23 protein-coding genes are annotated in these 12,825 nt (G+C 65.5%); 11 read left to right on the forward strand and 12 right to left on the reverse strand.

What is annotated here, in order from left to right; all coding sequences use genetic code 11:
• Window positions 1–73 precede the first annotated feature (73 nt).
• The 11 genes from AC06E7_RS15230 to AC06E7_RS15280 form a co-directional block, all read right to left on the reverse strand.
• On the reverse strand, window positions 74–337 hold the full coding sequence (locus tag AC06E7_RS15230) for a hypothetical protein (RefSeq protein ID WP_478065206.1): 264 nt from the start codon (window positions 335–337) through the stop codon (window positions 74–76).
• Window positions 334–543 (reverse strand): hypothetical protein, encoded by a 210-nt coding sequence (locus AC06E7_RS15235; protein ID WP_478065207.1) that lies wholly within the window; start codon window positions 541–543, stop codon window positions 334–336. Before AC06E7_RS15235 ends, AC06E7_RS15230 begins: the two co-directional genes overlap by 4 nt.
• A complete protein-coding gene (locus AC06E7_RS15240; protein ID WP_478065208.1) occupies window positions 540–770 on the reverse strand; it encodes a hypothetical protein in 231 nt (76 codons plus the stop codon). Before AC06E7_RS15240 ends, AC06E7_RS15235 begins: the two co-directional genes overlap by 4 nt.
• Window positions 770–2,509, reverse strand: a complete 1,740-nt coding sequence (locus tag AC06E7_RS15245; RefSeq protein ID WP_478065209.1) for a lambda-exonuclease family protein — start codon at window positions 2,507–2,509, stop codon at window positions 770–772. The genes AC06E7_RS15240 and AC06E7_RS15245 overlap by 1 nt, the downstream gene beginning before the upstream one ends.
• The gene (bet, locus tag AC06E7_RS15250) at window positions 2,506–3,444 is read right to left on the reverse strand and encodes a phage recombination protein Bet (protein ID WP_478065210.1); all 939 of its coding nucleotides are present in this window, start codon (window positions 3,442–3,444) and stop codon (window positions 2,506–2,508) included. The genes AC06E7_RS15245 and bet overlap by 4 nt, the downstream gene beginning before the upstream one ends.
• A 204-nt stretch (window positions 3,445–3,648) precedes the next feature.
• Entirely contained in the window at window positions 3,649–3,945 is a 297-nt protein-coding gene (locus tag AC06E7_RS15255) for a KTSC domain-containing protein (protein WP_478065211.1), read from the reverse strand.
• An 83-nt stretch (window positions 3,946–4,028) separates the two neighbouring features.
• Complete coding sequence (locus tag AC06E7_RS15260; protein WP_478065212.1) at window positions 4,029–4,580, reverse strand: hypothetical protein; 552 nt, start codon at window positions 4,578–4,580, stop codon at window positions 4,029–4,031.
• An 11-nt stretch (window positions 4,581–4,591) separates the two neighbouring features.
• Window positions 4,592–4,825 (reverse strand): hypothetical protein, encoded by a 234-nt coding sequence (locus AC06E7_RS15265; protein WP_478065213.1) that lies wholly within the window; start codon window positions 4,823–4,825, stop codon window positions 4,592–4,594.
• 8 nt (window positions 4,826–4,833) lie between these two features.
• Window positions 4,834–4,962, reverse strand: a complete 129-nt coding sequence (locus AC06E7_RS15270) for a hypothetical protein (RefSeq protein ID WP_478065214.1) — start codon at window positions 4,960–4,962, stop codon at window positions 4,834–4,836.
• The gene (locus AC06E7_RS15275; RefSeq protein WP_478065215.1) at window positions 4,959–5,198 is read right to left on the reverse strand and encodes a hypothetical protein; all 240 of its coding nucleotides are present in this window, start codon (window positions 5,196–5,198) and stop codon (window positions 4,959–4,961) included. Before AC06E7_RS15275 ends, AC06E7_RS15270 begins: the two co-directional genes overlap by 4 nt.
• Window positions 5,195–5,620 carry a hypothetical protein gene (locus AC06E7_RS15280; protein WP_478065216.1) on the reverse strand — a complete coding sequence of 142 codons (426 nt, stop codon included), beginning with the start codon at window positions 5,618–5,620 and terminating at the stop codon, window positions 5,195–5,197. The genes AC06E7_RS15275 and AC06E7_RS15280 overlap by 4 nt, the downstream gene beginning before the upstream one ends.
• A gap of 182 nt (window positions 5,621–5,802) precedes the next feature.
• On the opposite strand from AC06E7_RS15280, the gene AC06E7_RS15285 reads away from it, so the two are divergent.
• Window positions 5,803–6,225, forward strand: coding sequence for a hypothetical protein (locus AC06E7_RS15285; RefSeq protein ID WP_478065217.1), 423 nt, complete (start codon window positions 5,803–5,805; stop codon window positions 6,223–6,225).
• Window positions 6,226–6,257: 32 nt separating this feature from the next.
• On the opposite strand, the gene AC06E7_RS15290 is transcribed toward AC06E7_RS15285, so the two are convergent.
• Window positions 6,258–6,941, reverse strand: coding sequence for a S24 family peptidase (locus tag AC06E7_RS15290; protein ID WP_478065218.1), 684 nt, complete (start codon window positions 6,939–6,941; stop codon window positions 6,258–6,260).
• Window positions 6,942–7,018: 77 nt separating this feature from the next.
• Between AC06E7_RS15290 and AC06E7_RS15295 the strand changes: the two genes are divergently transcribed.
• The 10 genes from AC06E7_RS15295 (at window position 7,019) to AC06E7_RS15340 (ending at window position 12,739) form a co-directional block, all read left to right on the forward strand.
• Window positions 7,019–7,267 carry a hypothetical protein gene (locus AC06E7_RS15295; protein WP_478065219.1) on the forward strand — a complete coding sequence of 83 codons (249 nt, stop codon included), beginning with the start codon at window positions 7,019–7,021 and terminating at the stop codon, window positions 7,265–7,267.
• A 144-nt stretch (window positions 7,268–7,411) separates the two neighbouring features.
• Window positions 7,412–7,861: a phage regulatory CII family protein gene (locus tag AC06E7_RS15300; RefSeq protein ID WP_478065220.1), complete on the forward strand. Its 450-nt coding sequence runs from the start codon at window positions 7,412–7,414 to the stop codon at window positions 7,859–7,861.
• A gap of 92 nt (window positions 7,862–7,953) precedes the next feature.
• Window positions 7,954–8,139, forward strand: a complete 186-nt coding sequence (locus tag AC06E7_RS15305) for a hypothetical protein (protein ID WP_478065221.1) — start codon at window positions 7,954–7,956, stop codon at window positions 8,137–8,139.
• Complete coding sequence (locus tag AC06E7_RS15310) at window positions 8,132–9,067, forward strand: hypothetical protein (RefSeq protein ID WP_478065222.1); 936 nt, start codon at window positions 8,132–8,134, stop codon at window positions 9,065–9,067. Before AC06E7_RS15305 ends, AC06E7_RS15310 begins: the two co-directional genes overlap by 8 nt.
• Window positions 9,064–10,536 carry a replicative DNA helicase gene (gene dnaB / locus AC06E7_RS15315; RefSeq protein ID WP_478065223.1) on the forward strand — a complete coding sequence of 491 codons (1,473 nt, stop codon included), beginning with the start codon at window positions 9,064–9,066 and terminating at the stop codon, window positions 10,534–10,536. The genes AC06E7_RS15310 and dnaB overlap by 4 nt, the downstream gene beginning before the upstream one ends.
• Complete coding sequence (locus AC06E7_RS15320; RefSeq protein ID WP_478065224.1) at window positions 10,533–11,090, forward strand: hypothetical protein; 558 nt, start codon at window positions 10,533–10,535, stop codon at window positions 11,088–11,090. Before dnaB ends, AC06E7_RS15320 begins: the two co-directional genes overlap by 4 nt.
• Window positions 11,087–11,647, forward strand: coding sequence for a hypothetical protein (locus AC06E7_RS15325; protein WP_478065225.1), 561 nt, complete (start codon window positions 11,087–11,089; stop codon window positions 11,645–11,647). The genes AC06E7_RS15320 and AC06E7_RS15325 overlap by 4 nt, the downstream gene beginning before the upstream one ends.
• Window positions 11,644–11,868 (forward strand): hypothetical protein, encoded by a 225-nt coding sequence (locus AC06E7_RS15330; RefSeq protein ID WP_478065226.1) that lies wholly within the window; start codon window positions 11,644–11,646, stop codon window positions 11,866–11,868. The genes AC06E7_RS15325 and AC06E7_RS15330 overlap by 4 nt, the downstream gene beginning before the upstream one ends.
• Window positions 11,868–12,278, forward strand: a complete 411-nt coding sequence (locus AC06E7_RS15335; RefSeq protein WP_478065227.1) for a hypothetical protein — start codon at window positions 11,868–11,870, stop codon at window positions 12,276–12,278. The genes AC06E7_RS15330 and AC06E7_RS15335 overlap by 1 nt, the downstream gene beginning before the upstream one ends.
• Window positions 12,275–12,739, forward strand: a complete 465-nt coding sequence (locus tag AC06E7_RS15340; RefSeq protein WP_478065228.1) for a RusA family crossover junction endodeoxyribonuclease — start codon at window positions 12,275–12,277, stop codon at window positions 12,737–12,739. The genes AC06E7_RS15335 and AC06E7_RS15340 overlap by 4 nt, the downstream gene beginning before the upstream one ends.
• Window positions 12,740–12,825 lie beyond the last annotated feature (86 nt).

The following is a 12,825-nucleotide window of genomic DNA, read 5'->3' on the forward strand; positions in this document are numbered from 1 at the left end:
CGTTCGCTAACCCGAGGCTGGCCCTTCGTGCGGCATGCAGGGAGGTGCGGAGAATTCGCCGCCAGCAGGGGGCTCACGCGATGTCCTCTGCGTAAAGGGCAGCCAAGTCCAGTTCATCCACGCGATCGCGCAGTCGGTGGCAGGCGGCGCGCACGGCCAGCGCCATCGCCTGGCGCGTGTCCTTGGGGTAGAAGTTCAGCGCCTCGAAGTGCAGCGCGCCGGCCAGGTCGCGCCGGAACAGCCGATAGGCGACCACGCCGGAATCGCCCATCGGGTAGCGGCCCCAGCTGAAGCCGCCGTTGCGCTTGGGTGCGCGTCGGGTGAAGGGGCGGCTCATGCTGCTTTCTCCTTCTTCGTCGGCACCCGGCCCTCAATCACCTGCCGGCGGCTTTTGCCCTTCTTCATGGGCGTGTTGCCCAGCACCTGGACGCGGCCGCCGGTCTTCTGGAACGCCGCGATGTCGGCTGCCAGCGCCTGTTGGGCCAGCTCCTTCTCGCGGCGGCTAGGCGAGTCGAAGAACGGTCGGGCATGGATGTCGGTCATGCTGCGATCCTCAGCGGCGCGCGGCTCACCGGCCCGTGCCACAGGTTGAAGGTGTTGTTGATGCGGACCTGCACCGGGTCGTGCTTGATCACCGCCAGCGGCGTGCGCAGGCGGCGGGCATCAGTCGCGCACGGGATGCAGGTGGATCCCGGGCCGCGCTTGCCATCGCTGGCGAACTGAGCCAGCGGCAGCTTGCGGTCGCACCCGGTGCAGGTCTTGGTGCTCATCAGGCGGCCTTTTTCATCGCTGCGTTCAAGGCGACCTGGGACATCGCCTCGCACATGGCCGGGAACTGGGCTTCGTCGTACAGCTTCGCCGCGCCCTTCTCGGGCAGGGCGTTGAAGCCCAACCTGGCCAGGCCGTCGGCGCTGATCGTCAGCGGGGCGATGCGGGCATTGATGTCGCCCAGCTTGATCTTCACCACCGAGCGCGGCGCGGGCGACGGGGCAGGTGCAGGCGATGCCGCCGGGCTGCGGACCAGGCCCACGGTGGGGCGCTGCTGCTGCACCGGCTCTTCGACCGGCTCCGCCACCGCCACCGGCGCGGCAGGCTGCTGGGCCGCTGCCTGGTCCGCCTCTAGCGCCTTGCGGGCCTTCTCGGCCTCCTCCTCGCGAATCTTGGCCCGCTGCTGCGCCAGCTTTTCCTCTTCCGCCCGCACGTGCTCGCCGATTCGGGCGGCGACCAAGTTGCGCAGATCCTCCGGCGCCTTACTCGAGCACAGCGCCACGCGGTCGGCGAACAGGGTGGAGTACTCGGGATGCTCGGCCAGGATCGCGATGTTGGCGCGGATCCGGTCGGCAGTCTGGCTGGCCGTAATCTTGGCGTTGGTGGCCACCGAGTCGACCGCGTCCTGCATGCTGGCGAAGGACCGCTTGCCCTTCATGGCTGCCTGCAGGTCGGCAATAAGCGTGGTCGGCATCGGCAGGCCGTGCTCGCCCAGCGTCTCGTTGATGGCGCGGACGTGGTCCTGCACCGCGCGGCGCGCGTTATTGCCGATCTCGGTGCGGCGCTCCTCCTTCCGCTTCGTGACAAGCTTGTCCAGCGCCAGCCGCGTGGCACGGGCCTGTGCGCTGATGTCATCGATCGTGCGGAACAGCAGGTCGATGCTCTCGGTCTGGCTGAGGGCGTGCTGCTTGGCGCCGGCCAGCTGGCCCTCAATATCGCTGCACCACTTCACGGTCTTTTCCGCGTCTGCGAAGTCCTGGTCGGTTACCAAGTCCTGGCTGATGTTCTGGAACACGGCGATAGCCTGATCCTTCCACTCGGCAAGGTTGGAGGCAGTGACCGCACCAGTGACCTCGATCCGGAGCGCCGGCATCTGGTCCGGCGCGCGCCCGGTAGCGACCGGCGCTGCCGCTGCCTCCGGTTCGTAGGCGGCGACGTCGGCTTCCAGCTGAGCCCAGCCGGTCACGACCCGGGCGCGCAGCTCCGGGTTCGGTGCGTACCAGCAGTGGCGCTCCTCGACGAGCCGCCATTCGTCGTCGACGCGCTTCCACTCGGACGCCATGAAGAACACCCGCTCACACCCGGAAACCATCGCTTGGTGCTCCATCTGTACCTGGTACATGAGGGGCAGGTCGGTACCGGTGCAGCCGTCGAACATGGCGTCGCGCAGCGCCTGGTTCAGGCGCTTGTGCTCCCACGCAATGTCTTCCAGCAGGGTCAGGCCGTCGAAGCTGGCGGAGTACTTGCCCTTCGCGCCGGTGACCGGGTACAGGTCCTCGCCGATCAATCCTTCGGCGATAACGCGGGCCTGCGCTTCGAACTCATGGCCAGGATCGATGATGCGCTCCTGCACAAAATGACTGAACTCGCGCGGCACGCCGGCAGCCAGTTCACGGATCAGGTCGCTGCGGGTGTGGTTCGTCGACACACCCAGCATCGACGGGGCATCGCTGGCATTGAGGTGCTGGGCACGGTGGGCATGCCATTCCGGGCTACCTTGGACGAGATCGACGGTGATCACGCGGCTTCTCCTTCACCCGGGGCGTCCCAATCGATGGGGCCGGTATCACTGTTGGCGGATACGGAAGCCGCGGATGCAGCCTCCGTGGGCACGTCCTCAACCTGGCCAAACTTCTCGATGGCTTGGGTCTGTTGCTCGGTAAGCGTGCCCTTGGTCTTCACCATGTTGATGATCTGGCTCGCGGTCTTCTTGCCGCCGGTGATCAGCGCACCCCAAGTGGGCAGGTTCTCGGCGAACTTGTCGGCGGGGTAGGCCGGCAGCTCGCGGGAAATCTGCTGCTGCGCCTCCTGGCGGACAGGCGTGGCCTCCCCATCGATGACGCGACCTTCCATCTCCTCGGCGGTCGGCTGCGCGCCCACGGCCTCGGGGAAAGCCTTGCGCAATGCCAGCGCTTCCGCGCACTTCTCCAGCTGCCCGAAGGGGCGCTTCTTCCACATGGCGTTCGGTGCATCGCTGTCGCGCTTCTGCGTGGCGTAGCTTTCCAGCCAGTAGGCTTTGGCCGAGTAGCGCACCGGGTTGCCATTGACCAGGCGATAAACGGCGACGCTGCACCACTCGGGGTAGCGCACGTTGAGCCCGCCCAGGTTCTCTTCGATGGTCGGCCCGAAGGTCGCCTCATCCTGCCCGGCGTATTCGCCGGTGCGGTGGGCCTTGGTGCGGTACAGCTCGATGCCAGGCATGATGACGTCGCGCATGCCGGCCGGGCTGATGACACGGCTGCCTTGCTTCTTCTCCGGCACCCACATCGGCACGATGTGAACCGGCTTGGTCATCGGGTCCAGGCCGCCGGCCCGGCAGTACGCCAGCACCATGTCGACCGATTCGTCGGTGGCGCCCGGGTAAAGGCTGGTCTTCAGCGCCGTGCGGATGGCCTCCGCCTGCTCGGCTGTAACCAATTCGCCGCCGCGCTGCTTCATGGGTGCGATGTTGCTCATTGAATGCTCCGGCCGGCGTGGCCGGCGTGCGTGGAAAAGGGGTGGAGAGGGCCGGCGCTGATCCCCGGCTTGCCTGCGGTGTTTTCTTGGTCCTTACCGGAGGGGCGTCACCCTTTCGGCAGTGGCCCGGCTGGATCTAGTGCCGGGGGCAAATCAGGCGGACCGTAGCCGCGCATCAGCCTGCGCATTCCTCTCCGTGGTCGGTCAGGCGGCTGCTTGCTGTTCTTCATTGACCCGCTTGTAGGGGTACTTCAACGGGAACGGCTTGATGTAGCCGCCGAAGTGCTTTCCGATGGAGTCGGCGTTCTTGAACGCTTCGAACTCGGCGGCGCTGAAGTTCTCGTAGTGGTAGATCGACCCAGGGCCACGGGCAGCGCCGGTACCGCGCTTGAAGCAGATGGCCAGGGTGTTGGTGTCGGGATCGTGGCCGATGCTGTGGATCTGCGAGGAATCGACGTCGATCAGCTGGATGCGGCGCGGGGCCGGCGAGGTGTCGGTCATGTTGTGCTCCTGGGCGGATAGAGGTGCCCGTCTTTCCGGGCTGTCAGCCTTGCGCCACAGGGGGAGCAGCGCGGGGCAGGGGATCAGGCAGCCAGGTCTTCCCGCTGCTGGGGTTCGTCGCTGGCCTTGCCGAGCTGCAGCGTCAGCACCACGGATTCGCGGATCAGCGCTTCGGTCAGCTCCGCCACTTCGTCCGGCTCGACGTTTGCCGACGCCTTGAAGGTCAGTTCCACGCTGCCGCCTTCCTTCGGGGCGATGACGAACTTCTTAAGCTTCACGTCGACGAGGAAGATCGGCTGCGTGCCTTCCAGCTCGCCGTCGATCTGGAGCTCGAAGCCCTTGAATTCGTGGCCGACCTTGAGCGGCTCGAGGCTCGGGATCTTGATCTCGGTCAGGTGCTCACCAATGGTCGGGAGCGATTGCTGCTCGCCCGCCTTCGGCTTGCGGAACAGCGATTTGCGCAGCTCCTTGTCGAAGTGATCCAGCACGGTGTTGCTGGTGCTGGTAACGAAGGTCACGTCGACCGCGAGCGAGCGCTCCTCACCGTGCCTTTCGATCCGCACGTTGACGTTGCCGAGCACGGCGGGGTTTTTGTCCAGATGGAACATGGGAACCTCGTAGATGGCGCCGGCCAAGCCGGCAGTGGTTACTGCAGGTCGTGTGGTACGGCGGGGATCTGGTCCACAGCGGTACGGCGGGCGGCCAGCGCCTTCTCCGCGCGCTGCCATTCCAGAACGGTCTGGTAGACGGAGGCGGCAAGGACGCCGCGCATCACCAGCACCGCGAAGATGCTTTCGTGCACCACGGCAAGCACGCAGCCGGCAGCGGCAAAGCCGCAGAACAGCGCCCACATGGCCAGCGGCGCCAGAATCGGGGCCATGGGCCGGCTCACTGGAACACCCCCTGCACGAATAGGGTGCCTACGACGCCCAGCACCAGGCCGACCACCCCGCCGTACACCATGAACTCGCGGGACATGGACCGGTTTTCCTTCTCGATGGCTTCTTCGAAGTTCATGCGGCCTCCGGCCCGTTGTCGCGGGCGGCCAAGCGCAGGTCGGCCTTCATGTCGGCGACAGCTCGCGCCGCACTCTTCGTACCGGCCAGCACCTCACCCTTCGCCACACGGGCGGCGCGGAAGGCCAGGTGGTCGGCATAGCCCATGCGGCGGGCAATGATGTTCACGGCCGCGAAGGCGCCCTCGGCGCGCTGGATGCGCACGGTGGGCGCGAACGGGAGAACGACCGCGCTCATGCCGCACGCTCCAGATCGGCGTTGCCGAGCAGGATTTCGTCGGTAGCCGGGGACGGCTTACGGGCGAACGGGTTGCTGAGCGAGCGAGCGCGGTCGATCAGCTCCTGGCGCTCAGCGCGGCGGGCCTGCAACGCGGTGGTGGTCATGCCGGAGCGGTCGCTGCGTGCGTCGCGGCCGGTCGGAACAATGTCGATCGCGTCGCCCAGCATCTGGAGCTGGTGGCGCCGTGCAGCTTCCCAGGCCAGTTCGCAGTTGCCGTTGGTGGCCCAATGGGCGCCGAGGTAGGCGATCTCGCAGCCCGGCATGGTCAGGCCGTGGCTCAGGAGCTGGGCGGCGAGGATGCAGGCGGTATGGCGCTGGAAGCGGATGTCTTCTGCGTTGTGGGCGGGCGGATCGGGGCGGTCGGTGTTGGGCTGGTCCATGGCGGTCTCCGTCGCCCTTCCTCGGAGTGAGGCGTCAGGGCGTGCGGAGAGATTACCAAACGGTAATGCAGTGTCAATACCATCTGGTAAATAAAATGGTAAAGACGTTCAGGGTGGCCGCCCGAGCGCAGCTCCGGTGGCCTCAACCCGATAGAATCAGGGGCCAACTTGGAGGGGAAACGATGAAGGCTTCAGGGTTACTGCTGTTTTTGAGCGCAGCGCTCGCCGCTGGCTGTTCCACTGTGCCGGTAGGCGAAGGGCAGGCCAAGGCAGTACCGGCGGATCGCATCTATGCGCCGCAATTTTTGGAAGCGACCACAGAGCGTTCAGCCGCCGTGGTCATCGCCAGGGACAAAGGCTTTTCCGGCTCCGGTTGTTCGCACGACATCTCTGTGAACAACGAGAAGGTGCTTGCGCTTCGGCAGGCGGAGACGGCCACCTTGCATCTCGCACCAGGCGCCTACTTCATCAAGCTGGAGACGGGCGGGGGCCTCTGCCCGAACGTATCGACGTCCCAGAACCTGACGCTGGCCGCTGGCGAACGCCAAGCGTATCGAGTGCTGCTGCCGTCCGACGGAAGCCTGCGCCTTACTCGCGAGCAGTAACCACGCAGCGGGCGGCGGCCCGCTGCGTTTGCCTAGGCCACGCGCTCCAGGTGCTGGATGAGATAGACGCGGCCACCGATGATGGCCTCGTCGGTCAAACGGAAGGGCGGATACAAGACGTGGTCGGCGCTTCGCGCCCAGATTCCGTCGGGCTGCGCTTGGAGGGCCTTGATCTGGTGCCCATAGCCGGTGTTGATTAGATAGAGCCCGTCGCCGACGAACTCACGGCAGCCGGTATCGACCATGACCATTTCGCCTGGCTTGATCTTCGGTGCCATAGAGTCGCCTACTCCGGTCACCAGCTTCAGCCGCCCAGCGGGTGGCATAAAGCCGATCACGGAACGGATGTAGTTGGGCGCGAAGTCCATCGCACGTACGACTTCCGGAAAATCTTCATTCACCCGACCTACCGCTCCCATCTGCGCCTCCGCATCGATTTGCTCGACGCGAACGTAGTCCGTGGGTGTCGCAATCTCTGCGACCGTTGAGACTTTCGCGGATTCGTCTGAGAGGTAACCACCCGGCATGCCCGCTGCCCGCTCGATGGCGGTGGCCCGCTTCTCGCCGAACGACTTCTCCTTCAACAGCCCGGACAGCTCGCCCTGGTTGATTCCGGTTGCGCGGACGAAGTCGACTTGCTTCCCGTGGAAGCGCTCGTCAATCCATTGCTGCAGGCGCTGCCTGCGTCTAACCACGGCCGGGGTGTCGGTCTTCATCCGGCGAGTTTCGTATACCAGAGGGTAATTCACCAAATGGTGTTGACTGGAGATTACCATATGGTAATGTTCCGGCCATGGACAGCCTCCGAAACTACCTCTCGACGATGAGCCCGGCAGACCAGGCGGAATACGCCCAGCGTGCCGGCACCACCATCAACTACCTCCGCAAGGCCATGAGCGTTGGCCAGCGGTTCGACGGAGGTTTGGTTCGCCAGCTCTACCTCCAGAGCGGCGGTGCCGTATCCCGTAGCCAGTTGCGCCCCGATATCTGGCCGCCCGCCGAGTTCGGTGATGAGGGCGGGGCTACGGACTTCGCCGCATGACTTATGCCCCGTCCCAGCCGGCCCGTGCGTGTGGTGACCGCGGGCTTCCGGCTGGGTGGGGCGCCCATTCCTTGAGTTGATCGTTTCCATGGCGCCCATCGTGCGCCGCCGACGCCCAGGCGTCTCCAATCGAGAAGTCCGCCCATGAATGTCACTGATGCCGCCTACGACACCGTCCACGAATACCCCGGCGGCAGCGAGTGCCTCGCGCCCCGCATGAGCAAGGGCCTATCCGCTGCCACCCTGCGGGCAAAGGTCAACCCCAACACCGACCGCAACCTGCTGAGCCTGCAGGAGGCCGACGAGCTGATGGGCAAGGCCGGCGACTACCGGATCCTGCACGCTCTGGCCGCCAGCCATGGGTTCGTGCTGCAGCGCGTGGACGCGCCGGATGGCGGCTCGATGATCGGCGCGCTGCTTGCAGCAGCTGCAGCGAAGGGCGACCTCTCCCAGGTCATAGCCGAGGCCCTGGCCGACGGCAAGGTGACGCCCAACGAAGCGGACCAGATCGGCCGGGCCTGCGCGCTGGTGCAGGCTGCGATCGCGCAGGTTGGCCAGCACGCAGACGCCGCAGCGGAGCGGGGCGGGGTATGAACCCAACTGCCTTCCACAAGCCTGCGGTTACGGTCCGCGATTCTCACGGCCGTGGTACAGGATTGTGGTCCCTTCAACGATGGGGACGACCCATGAATGCACGACCTGACACCCTCCGGCAGCTGCAGTGCTGCCTGGACGTTCTCGCCCGCAGCGAGCCCATGACCGACGCCGAGCGCGCCGAGCACCAATGCCGTTGTGCTGACGAGCAGGCCCGGGCAGAGGCGCGCCGCGCGGGCCGGGCGCCGGACCTGCTGGGGGATGTCTGCCATGCGTGACTACGCCAAGGTGGTGCCGAAGTTCTGGACCGGAGAGACATGCAAGGCCCTTCGCCGAAAAGGCCCGGAGGGGCTTGTCGTGGCCCTCTACCTGATGTCGGCGCCGGGCTCGAACATGCTCGGGCTGTACTACCAGCCAATCCTCTTCATGGCACATGAGACCGGCCTGGGCTTGGAAGGGGTTCGGAAGGGGCTTGGCGACTGCGTCGATAGCGGCTTCTGCTGCTACGACGAAGACTCGGAAATGGTGTGGGTCTTCGAAATGGCCAAGTACCAGATTGCAGAGGGTTTGAAGGGTTCCGACAACCGTTGCCTGGGTATCCAGCGCGACTATGAATCCATCGCCGCAAACCCATTCCTTGGCGCCTTCTTCGACCGGTATCAGGGTGCATTTCACCTGACCAATCGAAGGGGAACGGAAGGGGGTTCCAAGCCCCTCCGAAGCCAAGAACAGGAGCAGGAACAGGAGCAAGAACAGGAGCAGGAAAGAACATCCTCACTTCGTTCGGAGTCGTCCCCGCAGCTGGCGCTGACGGGTGACCCTGCGGCACCTGCCGACCTCAAGGCGAAGCGAGCAGACCGGATCCGGCAGATCGCCGAGGACGCCCGCACTGCCTACAACGCCATCCTGGCCAAACCTCACGGCCAGCTGCCCGCCTGCACCCTGCTGAACAAGTCGCGCATCAAGACGGTGGAAAAAGCACTGCCGACCGTTCGGCAGCTGTGCCAGACCATGTTCGGCAGCGAGAAGGTCACGCCGCAGTTCTGGAAGGCCTACTTCGAGACTGTGGACAACGACGACTTCCATGCCGGCCGACTGCCTGGTGGTCCTGGCCACGAAAACTGGAAGCCCGACTTCGAATACCTGCTTCGCGAGACGGTCATTGCCAAGCTGGCTGACCGGGCCGCATCGGAGGATGCAGCGTGAGCGGGCTTCGGGACGAAACGGATCGCCTGGCCGGCCTGTACGGGGACCAGCAGGCCCTGCGCCTGCCGCCGCACAGCGTCGACGCCGAGCAGGCAGTGCTGGGCGGCCTTATGCTGCGCCACCGCGCTTGGGACGACGTTGCTGACCTGCTGAGTGCGGAAAGCTTCTACCGGCACGACCACCGGCTGATCTGGCAGGCCATCGAGGACGTGATCCAGCGCGGGCGCGAGCCGGACGCGGTCACATTGGGCGAATGGTTCGAATCGCGTGGCAAGTTGGACTTGGTGCGCGACGGCGGGTACCTGGTCGAACTGGCCACCACGACGCCGTCGGCGGCAAATATCGTCGGCTACGCGGAGATCGTTGCTGAGAAAGCCAAGCTGCGATCCCTGATCGATGCCGGGCACGACCTGATCGACGCTGCGTACAGCCCAGAAGGGCGCAGCGCGTTGGATCTGGTCGGGCAGGCGCAGAGCCGCATTGGGGGATTGCTGGACAACGAACCGTGCGACCTCGAGCCGGTGGCGCCGGTGATGGCCCGTGTCTTCGACCAGATCAGCCGAGCGTCCGCGACGCCGAACGGCATCACCGGCTTGCCTGTGGGCATGTGGGACCTCGATGTGATTCTGGACGGCCTGCAGCCCGGTCGACTCTACGTTCTTGCCGCGCGCCCGAAGATGGGGAAGACCACGCTGGCGCAGAACATTTCGGAGTACGTGGCCCTGCGCCTGCATCGATCGGTTGCCTTCTTCAGCTTCGAAATGAAGCCCGAGGAACTCGGCAAGCGGATGCTGTGCAACCAGGCCGGCATCAGCGGCAACAAGCTGCGAAGCGGCAACTTGGACGAGATCGACTGGCAGAACGTCACCGACTGGACGCGCAAGATCGGTGAGGCCGCCATCCGCATCAGCCGCCCGCGCATCGCCAAGGTGCAGCACGTCTGCGCGCAGGTGCGCCGCATGAAGGCGCAGGATCCGAAGCTGGCCTTGGTCGTCATCGATTACCTGCAGCTGATGCACGTGTCCGGCGACAACCGCGCCTCCGGCATCGGCGACATCACGCGCGCGCTGAAGCTGCTGGCCAGCGAGCTGGATATCGCCGTGCTGCTGCTGAGCCAGCTCAACCGCGACGTCGAGAAGCGCCCTGGCGACAAGCGGCCCATCGTGGCCGACCTGCGCGACTCGGGCTCGATCGAGCAGGACGCCGATGCGGTGATCTTCATCTACCGCGACGAGATCTACCACAAGGACAGCCGGTGGGAGGGCACTGCGGAACTGATCGTGGCCATCCAGCGCGACGGCGCACCGGGCATGGCAAGGGTTCACTACCAGCCGGAGTACTTCCGGTTCTCCACGCTGCCGGAATGGTGGCAGCCCAAGCAGGCAGCCAATGAGGACGGCACTGGCCCGGCGCCGCGGAAGAAGCGCTCCGGCTTGGCCGCCCATCTACCCCAAGCAGGTGTCGCATGACGGTCCAAACCGCCCTGGCCAAGGCCAAGAAGAAGCTGCGCACCCGAGACGTGAACCTTGAGGTGCGGAAACTGGTCGATCCCGAAACCGGCGAATTGATCGGGGCACTGGTGCCGGCGCACCCGGTCGACCAGCGCTCGCTGCGCGAACGGAAGTTCGGCACCGGTAAGCAGCTTCGCGCGACGCTTCGCGAGGACCGCAACCCGAAGTTCTACCGGAAGGCCCATGTCCTGTCGGGCTGGCTGGCGGACAACGTGGAGCTATTCACCGGCCTTTCCCAGCACGACGCGCTGAAAAAGCTGCAGGAACTGTCCGGCATCGGCTGCGAAGCCGTCGAATACAACCTGCCGGGCATCGGCAAGCTCACCCGCACCGAGGCCGAGTCGCTCAATTTTGCCGACATGGACGAAGGCCGATTCGCTGAGCTGTGGGACGGAGGCACTGGCGACGGCGGCTGGATCGGGTGGCTGCGCCGGGAAGTGTTCGGCGGCTTGGCCGCAGAGAGCCGCGAGGCGGTGGAGTTGATCATCCAGAGGCCCCGGGAGGGCGCATGAACGACATCGAGAAGAAGGCCAGGGAGCTGCTGGACAAGGCTCTCCGGGATATCGGCCTGCATGAAGACGCGTACCACGTTGGGTGCGGGGCCGACCTTGACCAGAACGACAAGGCCGCAATCAACGCCATCACCGCGGCCCTCACGCTTCGGGAGACCGACCTACTGGCTGGTGGGGCGGTCAACCTGCTGAACCAGCAGCACCCCGGAGGCATCTCGGCCCAAGTACTCGAGGTAGTTTCTGCGGCCGCATTCGGGGCAGATGAAGCAGGTGCCGTAGTGGTCGGTGGCCAAGGTGACCAATCCGTCGGCAATGTCGAGCTGGCAGAGGTCGCACCGGAGCATGAGGTTGGTGTACCGGCAGGCGGTGACAGCGCGATGACAGCGCGCCTGATGGTGCCCGACGGCTATGTGCCCGAGAAGCCCGTCCTGGCGGCTGCCACCCAGCTTCGCCGACTCGCGTCTGCAGCAAGCCCTTTGGCGCGGAAGGCCTACATCAAGGCAGCGGAAATGGTGGAAATGGCCGTGTCCGCCGCGCGCCCGGAGGTGCCCCGATGAAGCTGATTGGGAACTGCCTGGTCGTGGCGCTTGCCGCCAAGGTGCTTGCGCCTCGGCGCGTGCGAATCCGGACGATGCGCAACCGCGCTGGCCGGCTGCACTTCATGTGGGAAATGGATGGCGTGCCCTACGAGTTCTACACGCCAGGTGCCTCCCGGTCGTCGTACCTGCGTAACTCGCTTCGGGTTGGCGAAATCCGCAGGGTTGGAGGAATTCGCTGATGCGCCGGGCGATCAAGGCCGCCAACAAAGCGGAGCAGGCATACCAGGACGCCGCACGCGCGCTGGGGTGCGTTGTCTGCCGCTGGCGTTTCGCGGCCGGCCTGCAGCGTGGAATAGGGTGCGGGCCCGTCCGGATCCACCACCGGAACATCGGCGACCTGCATGGCCAGAAGCAAATCGGCCAGCAGGCTGTGGTCGCCATGGGCGACTGGCACCACCAGGGCATCCCGATGCCGGGCAAAAACGGGAAGGCCATGTACGCCATCTATGGGCCCAGCTTCCAGGAACAGGCCCGCGAGTTCCGAGCTTGGACCCTTGAAGCGCTGCCGAGCCTCGGCCGCGGCACCGAGGCGTGGCAGGCCTATCAAGACCAACTACTGCAGAGATCCGCCCCAAGGAGCGCCGCATGACCATTCACCTAACCCTCCCATACCCCATCAGTGCCAACCGGTACTGGGCAACCCGGGTGATCCCAAAGAAGCCAAGGCCTTTGGCGATCACTTACGTGACCGAGGACGCGAAGGCCTACAAGAAGATGGTGGGCCTGTTGGCCAAGGCCGCTGGCATTTGCACGCCAGCGCCAGGTCGCGTGGTGCTGCACGTCAAACTGTTCCCGCACCGGCCGCAGGACTGGGCAAAGCGTGCGCGGCTGGATCCGTACACGTGGGACGACACAGTGCAGTGCATCGACCTCGGAAACTGCGAAAAGGTGCTGTCGGATGCCCTCAATGGCATCGCCTGGGCGGACGACAAACAACTGCGCCGGATCGTGCTGGACCGAATGGAGCCGGATGAGAAGGGCGCGCGGCTGGAGGTCCGCATTGAGTATCTCGCCGCCGCACCGTCGCTGCTGGATGGCTTGGCGGCATGACCGACAGCGAGCTGGTCAGCGGCCTGCGGATGCGGAAGCGGTACCGCGCCCAGCTGCGTCGGCACGGTAGGTGCTGGGCATGCCAG

It is taken from the genome of Stenotrophomonas sp. Steno-Z4, assembly GCF_056393145.1.